Here is a 17,237-nt window from a genome sequence, read left to right as displayed (position 1 = left end):
AATCCTTATTTATGCCTTTTCGCTATGCGCGCGGAGCAGCGCCAGAATGGCGGCTGCGGTTTCCTCGATCGACCGGCGCGACACATCGATAATCGGCCAGCCGTGGCGGTTGCATATATTACGCGCATAAGCCAGTTCTTCCGAGATGGAAACGCGGTCCGTATAGAGGCCGGTATCCAACGACGGCACATTGCCGAGCGGCCGGTTCTGGCGGATTTGCGAAATCCGTTCGGCCGTCGCGACCAGCCCCACGATCAATGGCCGTTTTGCCGTGAAAAGCACCTCGGGCAGGGGAATCCCCAGCACAATCGGAACATTGGTGGCCTTGATGCCGCGATTGGCGAGATAGATGCTCGTCGGGGTCTTGGATGTGCGTGAGATGCCGACAAGAATAACGTCGGCTTCCTCGATATCGTAGGGCAATTGCCCGTCATCATGTTCCATCGTGAAATTAAGCGCGTCGATCCGCCGGAAATAATCGGCATTGAGAACATGCTGCGCGCTCGCGCGGCGATGGGCCGGCGCCCCGAGATAGGATTGAAACGTGTTCAGCACCGGCTCCAGCACGGAAACGCTCGGCACGCCCATCTCGGCACAGGATTCATCGATGATCGCCGCCAGTTTCTGGTCGACAATCGTATAGAGAACGATGCCGGGTTCCGCATCGATGCCCTCAAGAACCTTGCGCAACTGCTTTTCGGTGCGGATCAGCGGATAGATGTGCTCGATGGCGCGCGCATTGGCATATTGCGCTGCCGCTGCACGCCCGGCAGCCAGGAGAGTCTCTCCCGTCGCATCAGAAATCAGATGAAGATGAAAGTAGGAAAGCGGTCTGGTCACAGTTTTGTTGCCCTCCTGTTGACGGCTGTGCGTAAAGGCCGAACGTCTTCCACAAGCCATGGCAGGCCGTGGGAAACTTGGCAAGTCATCCACAGCGGGCGAACATGTGGCGAGTGATCATCAACATGTGTGGACAAGACTCATGAAAACGCGAAATCCCGTCGTAATTCCCAGCTTTTCCACAAATCCTCATGAACTGCGTCAATTGGTAACCCTTTATATTAAAAGAGGGAATTGAGTTTTCATTGTATTTGGTCAGACTATCGGTGAATGATTGCACAGGATGAGATGGCAAATTCGGAACTGTGGGGAAAACAGGGACAGACCTTAATCCCCGATTCCAACAGACTCTAAGAATCAAAAGATTCCTGAATCATCCTTTCTTTATGAGAACCGGACTGGATAACTTCAGACCAAAACCGGATCAGGTAACCAACAGGGCGGATAAAAATCAGATGAAGCGCAAAGTCTTGAGAGTGATCGACGGTGAAACGGTCTTTCCACCTCCCATCTGGATGATGCGCCAGGCCGGACGCTATCTTCCCGAATATCGCGAGACGCGGAAAAAGGCCGGGAGCTTTCTCGATCTCTGCTATTCGCCCGATCTTGCTGTCGAAGTGACGCTTCAGCCGATCCGCCGGTTTGGCTTTGATGCAGCCATTCTCTTTTCAGACATTCTTGTCATTCCCCACGCCCTTGGACGTGACCTTCGCTTTGAAGAAGGCAAGGGACCTTTGATGACACCGATCGATGCCGACGAGATTTTCTGGCTTGAGACGGAAGGTGTCGCCAAAAGGCTGGAGCCGGTCTACGAGACGGTTCGGCTGCTGCGGGAGCAGTTGCCCGACGAAACGACGCTGCTGGGCTTCTGTGGCGCTCCCTGGACCGTTGCGACCTATATGATCGCCGGTCATGGCACACCGGATCAGGCGCCCGCTCGTCTTTTCGCCTACCGTTTCCCGGAAGCTTTTGAAAAGCTCCTGAACGATCTTGCCGACGTTTCGGCCGAATATCTCATCGAGCAGCTGGATGCTGGTGCCGATGCGGTGCAAATTTTCGATTCATGGTCCGGCGTTCTGGACGAGAACTGCTTTGAGCGTTTCTGCATCCGGCCCGTTGCCCGGATCGTCCAGAAGGTGAGGGCGGTCTATCCGGAGGCGCGCATCATCGGTTTCCCGAAAGGGGCAGGGATGCTTTATGCAGGCTATCGCGAAAAGACCGGTGTGGACGCTCTCGGTCTCGACTGGTCTGTTCCCTTTTCCTTCGCTGCCGCCCTTCAGGAAGAGGGCGCGATACAGGGCAATCTCGATCCGCTGCGCGTGGTGGCAGGCGGCAATGCGCTGGATGAAGGTGTAGACACGATTCTCGAACGTCTCGGCCAGGGCCCGCTGATCTTCAATCTCGGGCACGGAATCACGCCACAGGCACCGATCGAGAATGTGCATCGCATGATCGACCGTATTCGCGGAGGAAAATCATGAGCCAGACAGCTCCGGAAAATCGCGGCTCGGCTGTTGTCATTCGCACTGTCGTCTCGCTGGTTGTCGTGGCGCTCGGCGTCTGGGCATTGTTTCACGTGAATCCAGCCGATGCCTATCTCTGGATCAAGTCGCTGCATGTCATTGCCGTCATCGCCTGGATGGCGGGAATGCTCTATCTGCCGCGCCTGTTCGTCTATCACTGCGCCGCAAAGCCCGGTTCCGAAACATCGGAAACCTTCAAGGTGATGGAAAAGCGGTTGCTGCGCTTCATCATCAATCCGGCCATGATCGTAACCTGGATTGCCGGTCTGTGGATGGCCTGGGAAATCTTCGGTTTCCAGGGCGGCTGGCTGCATGCAAAACTGCTGCTGGTTGTGCTGATGTCCGGCCTGCACGGCTATCTGGCAAAATCCACGCGGCTTTTTGCTGAAGACCGCAACATGCGCTCGGCCAAACATTGGCGAATCATCAATGAAGTGCCGACAGTTCTGATGATTCTGATCGTCATACTGGTGATCGTTAAGCCATTCTGATTCAACAACAACAGTTCCGGCAGAGTAGGAAACAGCTTTGCCAGAACTGTTTAGAAACAGGTAGTTAGAGTGATCCGGCTCTAGCCGGCATTTCTCCGGCACCGTGAACAATCAAACCCGCTTGCCGGTTTTCTGCCATTTTTCTGTTGCAGAAATTTCGCGCTATCCCTACATGAGACTTGCTCTGCATGCTGCAAATCAGTATGTAGAAAGCCTCTTCCCTTCAAGACAGCAGGCCTTCGATGCCGGTCACGACGTTCAGGTGGCCACCTTTCCGAACAACTGCATTTTCTCCTTACATTTTAAAAAGAGTTCCTCATCCATGCAGGAAATGAAACTACAAGAACTAAAGAACAAGACACCGGTGGAGCTGCTGGCTTTTGCCGAAACGCTTGAGGTCGAAAACGCGAGCGCCATGCGCAAGCAGGAACTAATGTTCGCGATTCTCAAGAAGTTGGCGGCCCAGGACGTCGAAATTATCGGCGAGGGCGTCGTTGAAGTGCTGCAGGACGGATTTGGCTTCCTGCGCTCTGCTGATGCTAACTACCTGCCGGGTCCAGACGATATTTATATTTCTCCCTCGCAGCTACGTCGTTTTTCTCTCAAGACCGGTGACACGGTCGAAGGCCCAATCCGCGGCCCCAAGGAAGGCGAGCGTTATTTCGCGCTGCTCAAGGTCAATACGATCAATTTCGAAGATCCTGAAAAAATCCGGCACAAGGTTCACTTCGACAATCTGACGCCGCTCTATCCCAATGAGCGCTTCAAGATGGAACTGGAAGTTCCAACCTCCAAGGATCTTTCGCCGCGCGTCATCGATCTGGTGGCACCGCTCGGCAAGGGCCAGCGCGGCCTGATCGTCGCTCCGCCACGTACCGGTAAGACTGTTCTTCTTCAGAACATCGCCCATTCGATCACCGCAAATCATCCGGAATGCTATCTGATCGTTCTCCTGATCGATGAACGTCCGGAAGAAGTGACCGACATGCAGCGCTCGGTGAAGGGCGAAGTGATTTCCTCTACCTTCGATGAACCGGCAGCACGTCACGTTCAGGTGGCCGAAATGGTCATCGAAAAGGCCAAGCGCCTTGTCGAACATGGTCGCGATGTTGTGATCCTGCTCGACTCGATCACTCGTCTCGGCCGCGCCTACAACACGGTCGTGCCGTCTTCCGGTAAGGTTCTGACCGGCGGTGTGGACGCCAACGCATTGCAGCGCCCGAAGCGTTTCTTCGGTGCAGCGCGTAATATCGAAGAAGGTGGTTCGCTGACTATCATCGCAACCGCGCTGATCGATACGGGCAGCCGTATGGACGAAGTGATCTTTGAAGAATTCAAGGGCACCGGCAACTCGGAAATCGTGCTCGACCGCAAGGTTGCAGACAAGCGCATCTTCCCGGCCATGGACATTCTCAAGTCCGGCACCCGCAAGGAAGACCTGCTGGTTCCGCGCGCCGATCTGCAGAAGATTTTCGTTCTGCGCCGTATCCTCGCGCCGATGGGCACTACCGATGCGATCGAATTCCTTATCGACAAGCTCAAGCAGACCAAGAGCAATTCGGAATTCTTCGACTCGATGAATACCTGATAATCAATCGGTCTATACCGTTGGAAAAACGCCGCGCCGGTAACGGACGCGGCGTTTTTATTTCAGGATGTTTTGCCGAGCAGCAGTCGCAGTGCATCGGCGTTTTCGACAGGCGGTAGACAGATATGTCCCTTGCAGAACCAGGCTGACGGATGCTCAGGCCTTGCTGTTCCCCCAGTCGGTAGCTCTATTATCCCGCCGGCCTCGAACCTCACGAACTTGTCCACGCGTCGGGGGTCGGGATTTCGATTCGCTGTCGAAACAAGGTCTCCAGCATTGTCCTCCGTGGCCACGACAAGAGAAAGCGGCTCTGCTGCAAAACGAGCCGCATTCAATATTCCAATCTGTCCATATTGCTGTGCGAAGGCTCGCCCGAGCGCCTGTTCTATCAGCCTCTCATTGCTCTGATAGAGATCGATATTACCCGTTGCGAGAAACAGCCTTGTCAGTGCTTCGATGATCTGGCTGGTCGCGCTCGGTATCGCTTCATCATAGTCGCCATAGGCGTGCAGGATGACATCATCGGCGTCTAGTGCGGACAGGCGATAATTACCGGTATCATCGCGGTGATCGTTATCAAGCGACTTTTTGAATTTCAAAGCATCATCGATGAACGCCTGTTCGCTCGTTGCTTCATAAAGAGCAATGGCTGCATTGATCATCGACGCATAATCAGTTGAAAGGGCAGGGTAGAGAAGCGAATTTTCCATACGGCAATGTGCGATGCGGCCGTCGCGAAAGCTGCTCGCTATGGAGCGATAGGCATCGACCGCGAGATTGATCCAGTCCTGCCGTCCGAAACTCCGACCTGCTTCGGCCAAAGCACGAATGGCAAGCCCATTCCAGTCGCTCAGCGCCTTTTCATCCCGTCCGGGACGGACCCGCAATTCACGACGCGCAAGCAGCTTCTGCCGCGATGCTTCTATCATTGGGGGCAGGGACGTGCCGTTATCGACTGCGTGAAGACGGTTCAGAATATTCTGGCCTTCCCAGTTTCCGCCTGCTGTGACACCGTAATAGTCCTTGAAGGCTTCGCTATCGTTGCCAAGCGCCTTATCTATTTCCTGCTCACTCCAGACGTAAAACCGTCCTTCCTCACCTTCGCTATCGGCGTCCAGGCTGGATGCAAAACTTCCGTCGGACAAACGCATTTCCCGGATCAGCCAATCGACGGTCTCTTCGATTCGTACACGAAACAAATCATTTCCGGTCTCGGCGAATGCGTAGGTCGCATGGCGAATGAACTGGGCATTGTCATAGAGCATTTTTTCGAAATGCGGCACCAGCCAGTTGGCATCGGTGGAGTACCGGCAAAGCCCGCCACCCAGATGGTCGTAAATCCCGCCCTGGAGCATAATCTTGAGCGACAGGAGGAAATTGTCCCGATGTGTTTCGTTGCGCCCATAGAGCCAGGAGAGCCATAGATTGTCCATAAAAGGCGCGTTCGGGAACTTGGGCGCTCCTTCTATTCCGCCCCGGACCGGATCAATCAGGCTGTTGATGCGGGTTGCGATCTCGTCAAATCGTTCCACTTCATTTGTTACCGGGGCGATCTGCGCTGCCAGACGGCCTTCCAGATGATCGAAGACGGCCTGTGCATTATGGTTAATTTTCTCTTTATCCTTGTGCCAGAGATTATTGACCGCATGCAGCACATCGACAAAGCCGGGCATGTTGTGGCGCTTGTGCGGGGGAAAATAGGTACCGCCCCAGAAGGGCTTTCCATCAGGCCTCAGAAACATGGTAAGCGGCCAGCCGCCCTGTTGTCCCATCGCTCCAAGCGCTGCCATATATATCTGGTCTATGTCGGGCCGTTCCTCGCGGTCCACCTTCACATTGACGAACAAGGCATTCATCACTTCCGCAACATCAGGATTTTCAAAGGACTCATGCGCCATGACATGGCACCAGTGGCAGGCAGCATAGCCCACCGAAAGCAGAATGGGCCGGTCCAGTTCCTTCGCGGCATCCAGTGCTTGCCTGCCCCAGGGCTGCCAGTGAACGGGATTATCGGCGTGCTGGCGCAGATAGGCGCTTGGTTCACCGGCAAGGCGGTTACTGCCAGCGAGGCGAGTGCGGTCTAACTCAGTCATAAGGCTTTTCTTTCACTGCACGAATGAATATGCCATTCCTTCAGCACCCGTTTGGTTGCTTGCGTCCTTATTGATTATAGGTCAGGAAATGAAATGAGCGAGATCGCTTCCTTTCAAGATACGATTTTTGCCTTGTCGAGCGGCCGCCTACCGTCCGGCGTTGCCGTGGTACGCATTTCTGGCCCAAAAGTTCGATTCGTTCTCGAAACGATAATTGGGTCGATACCGGCACCGCGATATGCAGCCTATAAGCTGTTCCGTGACCGAAATGGAGATTCAGTTGATCGCGGACTTGTCCTGTTTTTTCCTGGGCCGAACAGTTTTACTGGCGAGGATTGTGCCGAATTTCATTTGCATGGCGGTAAAGCCGTTGTCGAAAAACTCTTGTCTGAAATGGGAGAGCTTCCTGGTTGTCGTATAGCGGAAGCCGGAGAGTTTACGCGACGGGCTTTTTCCAATGGCAAGATGGACCTGACCATTGCCGAAGGCCTCGCGGATCTAATCGCCGCGGAAACCGAAGGACAGAGGCGGCTTGCTTTACAGGTTGCGTCGGGTACGCAGCGCGAACTCTATACGGAATGGCGTCAACGTTTGTTGCGGGCACGCGCCTTTATCGAAGCGGAACTCGACTTTGCCGATGAAAGTGATGTTCCGGGTTCCGTATCTAATCAGGTCTGGCAATCGCTGGCACTATTGAAGGGAGAGATCGAGAGCCATATAGCAAGCGGCAAGCGCGCTTCCATGCTGCGCGACGGACTGCATGTCGTGATTGTTGGCGCGCCGAATGCCGGTAAATCCAGCCTTTTGAATTTTCTGGCCGGGCGCGAAGTGGCGATCATATCGGAAGAGGCGGGAACGACCCGCGATCTTCTGGAAGTCAAACTCGATCTGGGTGGCATCCCGGTTTATGTGACGGATACAGCAGGTTTGCGGGAGACCGATAGTTCGGTCGAGAAGATCGGAATTGAACGCGCCCGCGCGCGTATGGCAGATGCTGATCTGGTCCTTTTGCTGGAGGATATGAGCGATCCCATAGAGGTCATGCCCGATGAAACATCAGCAATTTTATGGAAAATAGGGACGAAGGCTGACCTGAAGGGGGAGTCTTCGGGTAACTGGTCCTATCGCATCTCGACGAAAAACGGAGAGGGATTGGACGGATTGCTGAATGCACTCCAAAGCTTTGCAGAAGTGCAGATCGGCCAGATTGAGGATGCTGTTCCCACACGACAGAGGCATATCAACCTTCTGCGATCTACTGTTGCTGAAATCGACAGGGCTATAAGCGGGACAAATCTTCCGCTTGAACTCCGCGCTGAGAACATGCGCCTCGCGTCTCAACATCTCGGACGCATTACCGGGGACGTTGATGTCGAAGAGATTCTGGACGTTATTTTCTCGCAGTTTTGTATTGGAAAATGATTCACGTGAAACACGTGATGATTTGCCTTGAAAATTGTTTCACGTGAAACATCTGTGGAATCTCACTGAGGTGACTGACTGGGGTGATTGACTCCGTCTCTCATCCATGAGTCGCTCCGTCGCCGAGATTTGATCGCGCAACCTGCCAATTTGATCTTCCGTTTCAAGCCCATTCGTGGCAAAGAGACATCTTTCAGAAACGGATTCGAGTTGCGTCAGGATGAACCCAATGAGTTCGACCGAAGCCACAGTCTTTGATGTCATTGTGATTGGTGGCGGCCACGCGGGATGCGAGGCTGCTTCTGCAGCTGCACGCGCCGGTGCCAAGACCGCGCTTGTAACACATCGCTTTGATACTATTGGCATTATGTCTTGCAACCCAGCTATTGGTGGATTGGGAAAAGGGCATCTTGTGCGCGAGATCGATGCACTTGACGGCTTGATGGGGCGTGTTGCCGATGAAGCTGGTATTCAGTTTCGTCTGCTCAACCGTCGAAAGGGACCAGCTGTTCGCGGCCCTAGAACCCAGGCTGACCGCAAGCTTTATCGACTTGCCATGCAGAAAATGATCGCGGCTCAGGATAATCTGTTTGTTGTCGAAGGCGGCGCGCACGATCTTCGGGGAGAAGACGGGCGCATTACCGGGGTTGTTCTGTCCGATGGCCGGACCTTGACATGCGGCGCCGTCGTTCTGACGACCGGCACGTTCCTGAACGGGTTGATCCATATTGGCGAGAAGAAGATTCCGGCTGGACGCATGGGTGAAAAGCCGGCGCTTGGTCTTTCCGAACGATTGACCTCGTTTGGCTTTGCGCTTGGTCGTCTCAAGACTGGCACGCCACCGCGGCTGGACGGACGCACGATTGATTGGCAGAGCCTCGACATGCAGTCTGCCGATGAAGAGCCTGTGCCATTCTCACTTATGACGGATCGCATCACCACGCCACAGATCGATTGTGGCATTACGCGCACGACGCCAGAAACCCACGCTGTCATTCGAGCCAATCTGCATCGTTCTGCCATGTATTCGGGCTCTATCGAAGGTATCGGTCCGCGATACTGTCCATCGGTTGAGGACAAGATCGTCAAGTTCGGCGATCGTGACGGTCATCAGATATTCTTGGAACCGGAGGGGCTGGATGACGATACCGTTTATCCAAACGGTATTTCGACATCGCTTCCCGAAGAAGTACAGCTCGACATACTGAAGACCATACCAGGGCTTGAAAAAGCGGTCATGCTGCAGCCGGGATATGCGATTGAGTACGATTTCATTGATCCGCGCGAGTTGAAGCGCAGCCTTGAAACCCGGAAAGTTACCGGTCTTTTTCTGGCCGGACAGATCAATGGCACAACCGGTTATGAAGAGGCTGGTGCGCAGGGCTTGCTTGCTGGTATCAATGCGGCGCGTCGGGCTTCTCGTGGCGAGCCCGTCATTATCCAGCGCACGGAAGCCTATATAGGCGTGATGGTCGATGATCTGACATCACGCGGGGTCAGCGAACCCTATCGCATGTTTACCTCGCGTGCAGAATTCCGTTTGTCGCTTCGCGCAGATAATGCCGATCAACGACTGACACCTTTGGCAGACAAGCTTGGCATATTGGGGCAGGCACGCAAGGAACGCTTTGAAGCACGTGAGGCTGCCTTGAATGAGGCGCGGTCACTGGCGCAGTCACTGACGATCACACCCAATCTGGCTGGTCGTTATGATCTGCGTCTCAATCAGGATGGTGTGCGCCGTTCAGCCTATGATCTTCTTTCCTATCCGGAAATCGATCTGGATCGGTTGAAGCCGATCTGGCCTGAACTTGAAACTATCGCTCCGGCAACGCGGGAAGCTCTAGAGATCGAGGCTCAATATGCAGTCTATATGGACCGACAGAAGAGCGATATTGCGGTGATGGAGCGCGAGGAACAACTGCTTATTCCAGCGGGGTTGGATATTGACGGAATATCCGGTCTTTCCAATGAGTTGAAGCACAAGCTCAGGCAGCGTAAACCGGAAACAATTGCCGAAGCGCAGCGTGTTGACGGGATGACACCTGCGGCTCTGGCGCTCCTTATCGCGCAGATCAAGAAGTTCGGATATCGCCATCGGGTTGCGTCGGAACTGTCCGAGGGGCAGGGCGCCGCATGAGCGCCGATACTCGTTTTGAAAGTCTGAAGGCAATCGTGCCCTCTGTTTCACGTGAAACAGTGGACCGCCTGATTGCCTTTGAAGAACTGTTTCGTAAATGGTCCAAGGCGATCAATCTTGCCTCGCCCTCAACCTTGAACGCGTTGTGGACCCGCCATATTCTGGACAGTGCCCAGCTATTTCCCTTGGCGAGCGACGCTAGGCACTGGCTGGATATTGGCTCGGGCGGTGGATTTCCGGGCATTGTGACGGCCTGTTTTCTGGCCGACCAGTCCGGTGGCGTCATTGATCTCATTGAAAGTGCGGGAAAAAAGGCGGCATTCTTGCGCACTGCTGCCGGACATTTGCATGTACCGGCGCGGGTCCATTCCGCTCGCATTGAATCGATGTGGCAGAAAATCGAAACACCTCAAGTGGTTACGGCACGCGCATTGGCGTCGCTGAACGATCTTTTCAATCTGACGGAGCCGTGGCTGACCAATGGCGCCAAGGCTCTCTTCCAAAAAGGTCGGGATTACCAGCGCGAGATCGATGAAAGCCATGTTGGTTGGAGCTTCGATCTGGTACAACATCAAAGTGCTATCGATCAGGCTTCGGTCATACTCGAAATCACCAATCTTCGGCGTAAAGCTGTCTGATGGTCGGAAATTTCGAAGGGGCGGGCAGCAGCAAGGCGACGGTGATGAACAAAATGTCCAGGATCATAACCATTGCAAACCAGAAGGGCGGCGTGGGTAAAACGACCACCGCCATCAATCTGGCTACTGCGTTGGCGGCAATCGGTGAGACGGTATTGATTGTCGATCTCGATCCGCAGGGCAATGCCAGTACCGGTTTAGGCATTGATCGTCGCAATCGGCCACTGTCCTCCTATGATGTACTCACACAGGAATCGTCGGTTCCCGACGCTGCCATGCCGACTGACGTACCAAACCTCCATATCGTGCCATCGACATTGGATCTTCTCGGTATTGAAATGGAAATTGCGCAGTCAGCCGATCGTACGCGCCGCCTGCGTGATGCTCTGCGTTTTGATTCCGGAGTGTCCGAGCGCTTTTCCTATGTGCTTGTCGATTGTCCGCCATCGCTCAATCTTTTGACGTTGAACGCAATGGCCGCAGCCGATTCGGTTCTGGTGCCATTGCAGTGCGAGTTCTTTGCTCTGGAAGGCTTGAGCCAGCTTTTGCAGACGGTTGATCAGGTGCGGTCAACGATCAATCCCGAGCTATCGATCCAGGGCATCGTGTTGACCATGTTCGACAGCCGCAACAATCTCGCCGCGCAAGTGGTGGATGATGTTCGTGCTTTCATGGGTGAGAAAGTCTATCGTACCGTCATTCCGCGTAATGTGCGCGTATCTGAAGCACCATCTCATGGAAAACCGGCAATTCTCTACGATCTGAAATGCGCCGGTAGCCAGGCCTATTTGCAGCTTGCATCGGAAGTTATCCAGCGCGAGCGGCAATTACAGGCCGCTTAACCAATCGATTCGACGACGAAACAATTCAGGAATAAGCCGAACGATGAATGACGATCCTTCAAAAAAGCGCCTTGGCCGCGGATTAGCGGCGCTGATCGGTGAAATCGACCGCCCTGTTGAGGAGCGTAAGGCACCTGTTCCGATAGAGCGGAACGTTCCGATTGAATTCGTGACGCGCAATCCGCGCAATCCGCGTCGCATGTTCTCGGAAGGCGAGTTGGAAGATCTGGCGCAGTCGATCAAGGAACACGGTGTCGTGCAGCCGATCGTCGTGCGTCCGGCTCCGGGACAACCGGACCACTTCGAGCTGATTGCCGGTGAACGTCGCTGGCGCGCTTCGCAACGGGCTGGCGTCGACACGATCCCGGTTATTGTTCGTGACGTGGATGATCGCGTCGCGCTTGAGATCGCAATCATCGAAAACGTGCAGCGCGCCGACCTCAATGCGGTTGAAGAAGCGTTGGGATATCAACAGCTTATCGATAATCACGACTATACGCAGAATGATCTGGCACAGGTCATTGGCAAAAGCCGCAGCCATGTTGCCAATACGCTGCGCCTGCTGAAACTGCCGCAACCCGTGCAGGATTTCATCGTCGACGGTGCGCTTTCGGCAGGTCATGCACGAAGCCTCATCACGATGGAAAACCCGACTGCGCTCGCGGAACGGATCGTCAAGGACGGTTTGTCTGTACGACAGGTGGAAGCGCTTGCGCAGGCAGAGGCCCGTGGCGGCGTCGAAGCCAAGCCCGGCAAGGCGGCGCCTGTCGAAAAAGATGCTGACACCAAGGCGCTCGAAAAACTGCTTTCCGATGTTACTGGCATGAAAGTTGAAATCAATCACCGTGATCGTGGCGGTGAGGTCAAGATACGATATAGTTCTCTTGAACAACTCGATGAGATTTGCCGGCGCCTCCAGAGCTGATCTTTGAAACAATACGCAACCTATAAAAACTCGCCGCAATGTATTGCGTTGAGTTTTTTATTTCGAGCAAGTTGTTACTTGAAGTGACTGATAGATCATTTCCTGTACCTCATGTGGAAATGTATCTATTTTCTTTTCGCATTTGCCTTACGCAAAATCGCTTCGCATTTTTCTCGAAATGCCTTGCTATCGCCGCGCGTTTCGCAGTGATTCGACACTGATTGCCAACAGGCATTGGCGAATAATGGGGACGCCAAGGGCCGCATTCTGGCGGCTTTCGAGGACGGCGCGCTGCAGGCGCTCCATGACGCGCGCAAGGCTTTCACCCGTCCATCGGCCGACGGCATTTTCGATCAGCTTCTTGCGGTTGAAGAAGATCGGCGGACGTGCCGCCGCCACGACAACGGATGCACTTTTACGCTCCGTATCGGCGATATGACGCAAAGTTTGAACCTGCTGGAACTGGCGCATCGCCGTATTGAGCAGCAGAAACGGTGCGGTGCCGGATTTCACGACGCGGTCGAAGGAGACTTCGAAACGCGGAAGATCACCAGCCAGAACCGCATCGATCACCTCGTCGGTGGAAAGACCGGCAACATCACCGACCGCCTCGCGCACGTCATCTATATCGATCCGCTCCTTGCCGCGCGCATAGAGGCAGAGCTTTTCGAGCTCTCCGCGTGTGGCGAGACGATCACCGCCGAGGCTTGCGCGCAGAAGCTGGCGACCGTCGAGCGTGATCTGCATCTTCCATTCGGTCAGAACGTCATCGATGACGCCATCAATGCCGCGGCTATCATCCGAGTAACAGGGCAGGGCCATACCGGCGGAAGCGTTCTCGACGGCGCTGCGCAAGGCAGCTCCCTTCTTGAGATCGCCAGCTTCGACCAGGACGAATGTTTCATGCGGCGGCTCGGTTGCAAGCAGCTTGACCGCTTCGGCCAGCTTCTTCTGGCCAGCGGCATTCTTGATCCAGATCAGGCGCTGGCCGCCGAACATGGCGATCGTGCGGGCTTCGTCGGCAAGTTTCGCCGGGTCGGCCTCGATCTCGTCCGCTTCCATGCGAATGACGGCAAAGGGGTCATCCAGCGGCAATTTGCTTGCTTCAGCAAAACGGCGCGCACGTTCGCTCACCAGTCCCTTGTCGGGGCCATAGAGAAGCACGACCGGGAACGAGCTCGTCGGTCTTGCCAGAAAACTATCGACTTCGTGTGCTTTCTTCTGCGCCATAGAATTTCACTAACGCAATTCGCCTTCAAACAAAACAGCCGCCGCTCAAACTGAACGACGGCTGTGAAACAAAGCTGTTTGCAAAACCTATTCGATCAGCAGCGCATCGTCGTCGAGCGTCTGGCCGCGCACCTTGCGGAACATTTCGATAAGGTCTTCGACACCCAGCGTCTTGCGCTTGTCGCCGGTCACGTCGAGCAGGATTTTGCCGCCATGCAGCATGATCGTGCGGTCGCCATAATCGAGCGCCTGCCGCATGGAGTGGGTGACCATCAGGGCGGTCAGCTTGTTCTCGGCAATCAGCGTCCGTGTCAGTTCCATGACGAATTCGGCCATGCCGGGATCAAGCGCTGCGGTATGTTCGTCAAGCAACAGGACTTCCGAACCGGAAAGCGTTGCCATGATAAGCGACAGGGCCTGGCGCTGGCCACCGGAGAGAAGCTCCATGCGGTCCTGCATACGGTTTTCCAGCCCCAGATTGAGGCTTGCAACGCGCTCGCGAAACCACGCACGGCGGTTGGCGTTGAGCGCGTGGGTGAGCCCGCGCGTCTTGCCGCGTGAAGCGGCGAGCGCAAGGTTTTCCTCAATCGACAGCGTACCGCAACTGCCTGCCAGGGGGTCCTGAAACACGCGGGCGACGAGACCAGCCCGCTCGGCGGTCGGCTTGCGCGTCACGTCCTTGCCGCTGATGACGACCTTGCCAGCGGTCGGGATCACATCGCCTGCAAGAACGCCAAGCATCGTCGATTTGCCAGCACCATTCGACCCGATCACCGTGACGAAGGAACCCTTGTCCATGGTCAGATTGATCTTGTTCAGGACCTGCTTTTCGAGCGGAGTGCCGCGACCGAACACAACATCGAGATTGGAAAGTTCGATCATGCGGATGCTCCTCCGCGACGCAGGCGCGGCAAAATCAGGGCGAAGGTGACGAGAAGGGCGGTCGCGATGTTGAGATCGGACGCCTGCAGGCCAATAACGTCGCCGTTCGAAAGCGCTAGCTGGATGGCGATACGATAAATGATCGAGCCAAGCACACAGCCAATCAGGATCACCAGAATGAAGCGGCTGCGCAGCAGGGTCTCACCGATGATAACCGCTGCAAGGCCAACCACGATGGTGCCCACGCCGGAGGTCACATCGGCAAAGCCGTTTGTCTGTGCGAAGAGCGAGCCGCCGAGAGCCACCAGTGCGTTTGAAAGCGCCATGCCGAGATAGATCTGCCGGTCGGTGCGAACGCCTTGCGCGCGCGCCATTCTCGGATTGGCGCCGGTCGCGCGCATGGCAAGACCCATATCACTTTCCAGAAAGCGCCAGACGACAAACACCGCGATGGCGACCAGAACGAAGAGGAACAGCGGACGTACATAATATTCGGGAATGCCGTGACCGAAGAACGGCGTCAGCATGGTGTCCTGATTGATGAGCGCGATATTGGGACGCCCCATCACGCGCAGATTGACGGAGAACAGCGCGATCATGGTCAAGATGGATGCGAGAAGATTGAGGATCTTGAAACGCACATTCAGCGTCGCGGTCACAAGCCCGGCGGCAGCACCGGCAACCATGGCGATGGCAGCAGCCAGCCAGGCATTCATGCCTGCAAGGATCAGCACGCCGGTTACGGCAGCGCCCAGCGGAAACGAACCATCAACCGTCAGATCGGGGAAATCGAGGACGCGGAACGCCAGATAGACGCCGATGGCTACAAATGCGAAGACGAGGCCCAATTCGACCGCACCCCAGAAGGCGATCTGACTCACAATGTCATTCCTTGTTTCTCGCCGCGACCAAAATGAAAGAGCGCCGCTTCAGTGCGGCGTCGATCATCGGCATTGTGGAAACCGGAAATCCCGGCCATTCCACGCAGCCAGCTTCAGTCACGACCGGTTTTGTTCTGAGTTCGCTTCCGGTGAGCCTGTCACCTGAAACATTTCCCCGGTTTTATGCCCGAAGTGAATTTGCTCCAGCTGGTTGCAAAATTCACTCCAAATTATATTTGCCGTACTGATTACGGTTGTTCTTGTCATATCGTTTTCGGGATACAACGCAAAAAGCGGCTGCACGCAAGCATTATCGCTATAAATGCGCCAAAAAGCACCATTCTGTGGGCCTTCTACAACATTCGGCTAAGTTGATTTCGGTCACACTTCGCCGCGCGCACGCCACAGCTCCCAGGCAAATCGCGCACGCACACCAATGTCGAGGAAAGGCCGTGGAGGCAGTTCTGTCGGACTGCCGAGCTTCAGCATGTCGTCGATCAGCGGATTGTCGATATCGCAGGCCATGTCGGCGGCAAGTATGCCGCCAATGGTTCCTTTTGTGATGCCGACGCCATTCTGGCAGAGTGACGTGAAAACATTCTTCGCAATCTGTCCGAACCCCGGTGCGCCATTGCGTGACAGGCAAATGAAGCCCGTCCAAGTGTGCTCCATATCCACATCGGGCAACATCGGGAAACGCTCATCGAACAGCCGCTTGTGCTCGCGCCTGACTGTTTCACGGCGCGCATCCGACTGGCGGAGCGACGGGCAGAAATGCACGTTCTGCCGCACCAGAATGCGCTGGTCAGACGTCAGGCGCATGGTGATGCCGGAAAAGGAGTTGGCAGGTGTCAGGCCCCATGGGGCGATTTCGCCGATGGCCCTGTATTCCTCGTCCGTAAGCCGGCGGCTCAGGCTGGCATGGGCTGCAAAGTTCAGGAGCTTTCGTCTGAAAAAGCCGAACTGCTCACCAAAGCCATTGACCGTCAGGATCATGGCAGGAGCCTCAATACTGCCCTTTGCCGTCGTGATGTGGATGCGCTGGCCGTAATCGATTTTGGTGACAGCGGAGTTTTCGTAAAGCGTGACATTGTCGGGCAGGCTGTCGGCGAGGCCACGTACCAGGGCAGCCGGATTCAGAAGCGAAGTACCATAGGTGAAGATGGCAGCCTTGAAATGGCTTGTCCCGAGCCGTTTGGCCAGAGCATCACCTTCAAGCCAGTCGAAGGGCTCCTTGAGGCGTTCCAGCTCTTTGACCGTGGGTTCGAGAACCTCGCGCATACCCTGATCGGAAATCGCAGCGTGAAATTTTCCATCCTGTCGCCAGTCGCAGTCGATGCCATGCTGGTCGATCTGCTGTTTCAGATGATCAATGGCGGCACGCGCCAGGGCACGGTAGCTGTGCGACTTGGCCAGTTCCTCCATCGAAGAGCTGACATTGTGCGGCAGATCGATGGCAAAGCCTGCAGCCCGGCCTGACGTGCCTTTTCCGACTTCCTGCGCATCGATCAGTGCAATTCGGTCGCTGGGACGGTTCTCGGCCAGACGTCGCGCGGCTGCCACACCCGCATAGCCCGTACCGAGCACAATCCAGTCGGCCTTGATATCGCCTTTGAGCGCCGCATGTGGTGTGCGGGCCGGCAATATTTTGCTCCAGCCATTGGTGTTGTCGTCAGCGGGGAGGATGCGAATAGCAGGCATATTAAAAGCTCAGATGTTGGAAAGAGGTTCCAAAGAAAAGG

Annotated in this window: 14 protein-coding genes; 8 read left to right on the top strand and 6 right to left on the bottom strand. The window is 55.3% G+C overall.

Features of this window, described 5'->3' with window-relative positions:
- Nucleotides 1–9: 9 nt before the first annotated feature.
- Entirely contained in the window at nucleotides 10–840 is an 831-nt protein-coding gene (locus MKS82_RS13280; protein ID WP_109986999.1) for a pyruvate, water dikinase regulatory protein, read from the bottom strand.
- A 455-nt stretch (nucleotides 841–1,295) separates the two neighbouring features.
- Here MKS82_RS13280 and hemE point away from each other — a divergent pair, with 455 nt between their 5' ends.
- The 3 genes from hemE to rho all read left to right on the top strand — a co-directional run bounded on the left by hemE (nucleotide 1,296) and on the right by rho (nucleotide 4,442).
- Nucleotides 1,296–2,321 (top strand): uroporphyrinogen decarboxylase, encoded by a 1,026-nt coding sequence (gene hemE / locus MKS82_RS13275; RefSeq protein WP_109986998.1) that lies wholly within the window; start codon nucleotides 1,296–1,298, stop codon nucleotides 2,319–2,321.
- On the top strand, nucleotides 2,318–2,854 hold the full coding sequence (hemJ, locus tag MKS82_RS13270) for a protoporphyrinogen oxidase HemJ (protein WP_109986997.1): 537 nt from the start codon (nucleotides 2,318–2,320) through the stop codon (nucleotides 2,852–2,854). Before hemE ends, hemJ begins: the two co-directional genes overlap by 4 nt.
- A gap of 322 nt (nucleotides 2,855–3,176) precedes the next feature.
- On the top strand, nucleotides 3,177–4,442 hold the full coding sequence (rho, locus tag MKS82_RS13265) for a transcription termination factor Rho (RefSeq protein ID WP_109987171.1): 1,266 nt from the start codon (nucleotides 3,177–3,179) through the stop codon (nucleotides 4,440–4,442).
- Between the two features lie 62 nt (nucleotides 4,443–4,504).
- Here rho and MKS82_RS13260 read toward each other — a convergent pair whose 3' ends face one another.
- Nucleotides 4,505–6,535 (bottom strand): thioredoxin domain-containing protein, encoded by a 2,031-nt coding sequence (locus tag MKS82_RS13260; RefSeq protein WP_109986996.1) that lies wholly within the window; start codon nucleotides 6,533–6,535, stop codon nucleotides 4,505–4,507.
- A 93-nt stretch (nucleotides 6,536–6,628) separates the two neighbouring features.
- Between MKS82_RS13260 and mnmE the strand changes: the two genes are divergently transcribed.
- The 5 genes from mnmE to MKS82_RS13235 all read left to right on the top strand — a co-directional run bounded on the left by mnmE (nucleotide 6,629) and on the right by MKS82_RS13235 (nucleotide 12,502).
- On the top strand, nucleotides 6,629–7,957 hold the full coding sequence (gene mnmE, locus MKS82_RS13255) for a tRNA uridine-5-carboxymethylaminomethyl(34) synthesis GTPase MnmE (protein ID WP_240578914.1): 1,329 nt from the start codon (nucleotides 6,629–6,631) through the stop codon (nucleotides 7,955–7,957).
- A 229-nt stretch (nucleotides 7,958–8,186) separates the two neighbouring features.
- Nucleotides 8,187–10,097: a tRNA uridine-5-carboxymethylaminomethyl(34) synthesis enzyme MnmG gene (mnmG, locus tag MKS82_RS13250; protein ID WP_109986994.1), complete on the top strand. Its 1,911-nt coding sequence runs from the start codon at nucleotides 8,187–8,189 to the stop codon at nucleotides 10,095–10,097.
- Nucleotides 10,094–10,735 carry a 16S rRNA (guanine(527)-N(7))-methyltransferase RsmG gene (gene rsmG, locus MKS82_RS13245; RefSeq protein ID WP_109986993.1) on the top strand — a complete coding sequence of 214 codons (642 nt, stop codon included), beginning with the start codon at nucleotides 10,094–10,096 and terminating at the stop codon, nucleotides 10,733–10,735. The genes mnmG and rsmG overlap by 4 nt, the downstream gene beginning before the upstream one ends.
- Before the next feature lie 44 nt (nucleotides 10,736–10,779).
- Nucleotides 10,780–11,577, top strand: a complete 798-nt coding sequence (locus MKS82_RS13240; protein WP_109987170.1) for a ParA family protein — start codon at nucleotides 10,780–10,782, stop codon at nucleotides 11,575–11,577.
- Nucleotides 11,578–11,620: 43 nt separating this feature from the next.
- On the top strand, nucleotides 11,621–12,502 hold the full coding sequence (locus MKS82_RS13235; RefSeq protein ID WP_061344585.1) for a ParB/RepB/Spo0J family partition protein: 882 nt from the start codon (nucleotides 11,621–11,623) through the stop codon (nucleotides 12,500–12,502).
- Nucleotides 12,503–12,688: 186 nt separating this feature from the next.
- On the opposite strand, the gene holA is transcribed toward MKS82_RS13235, so the two are convergent.
- The 4 genes from holA to MKS82_RS13215 all read right to left on the bottom strand — a co-directional run bounded on the left by holA (nucleotide 12,689) and on the right by MKS82_RS13215 (nucleotide 17,196).
- A complete protein-coding gene (gene holA, locus MKS82_RS13230) occupies nucleotides 12,689–13,732 on the bottom strand; it encodes a DNA polymerase III subunit delta (protein WP_109986992.1) in 1,044 nt (347 codons plus the stop codon).
- A gap of 87 nt (nucleotides 13,733–13,819) precedes the next feature.
- Complete coding sequence (locus tag MKS82_RS13225; protein WP_061344583.1) at nucleotides 13,820–14,614, bottom strand: ABC transporter ATP-binding protein; 795 nt, start codon at nucleotides 14,612–14,614, stop codon at nucleotides 13,820–13,822.
- Nucleotides 14,611–15,495, bottom strand: coding sequence for an ABC transporter permease (locus tag MKS82_RS13220; RefSeq protein WP_061344582.1), 885 nt, complete (start codon nucleotides 15,493–15,495; stop codon nucleotides 14,611–14,613). Before MKS82_RS13220 ends, MKS82_RS13225 begins: the two co-directional genes overlap by 4 nt.
- Nucleotides 15,496–15,876: 381 nt before the next feature.
- Nucleotides 15,877–17,196, bottom strand: a complete 1,320-nt coding sequence (locus tag MKS82_RS13215) for an NAD(P)/FAD-dependent oxidoreductase (RefSeq protein ID WP_109986991.1) — start codon at nucleotides 17,194–17,196, stop codon at nucleotides 15,877–15,879.
- Between the last annotated feature and the right edge of the window lie 41 nt (nucleotides 17,197–17,237).

This window comes from Ochrobactrum sp. A-1 (assembly GCF_022488005.1).
Taxonomy (GTDB): domain Bacteria; phylum Pseudomonadota; class Alphaproteobacteria; order Rhizobiales; family Rhizobiaceae; genus Brucella.
The sequence above is the reverse complement of the archived record's forward strand: the minus strand, read 5'-3'. Positions and strand labels throughout refer to the sequence as shown.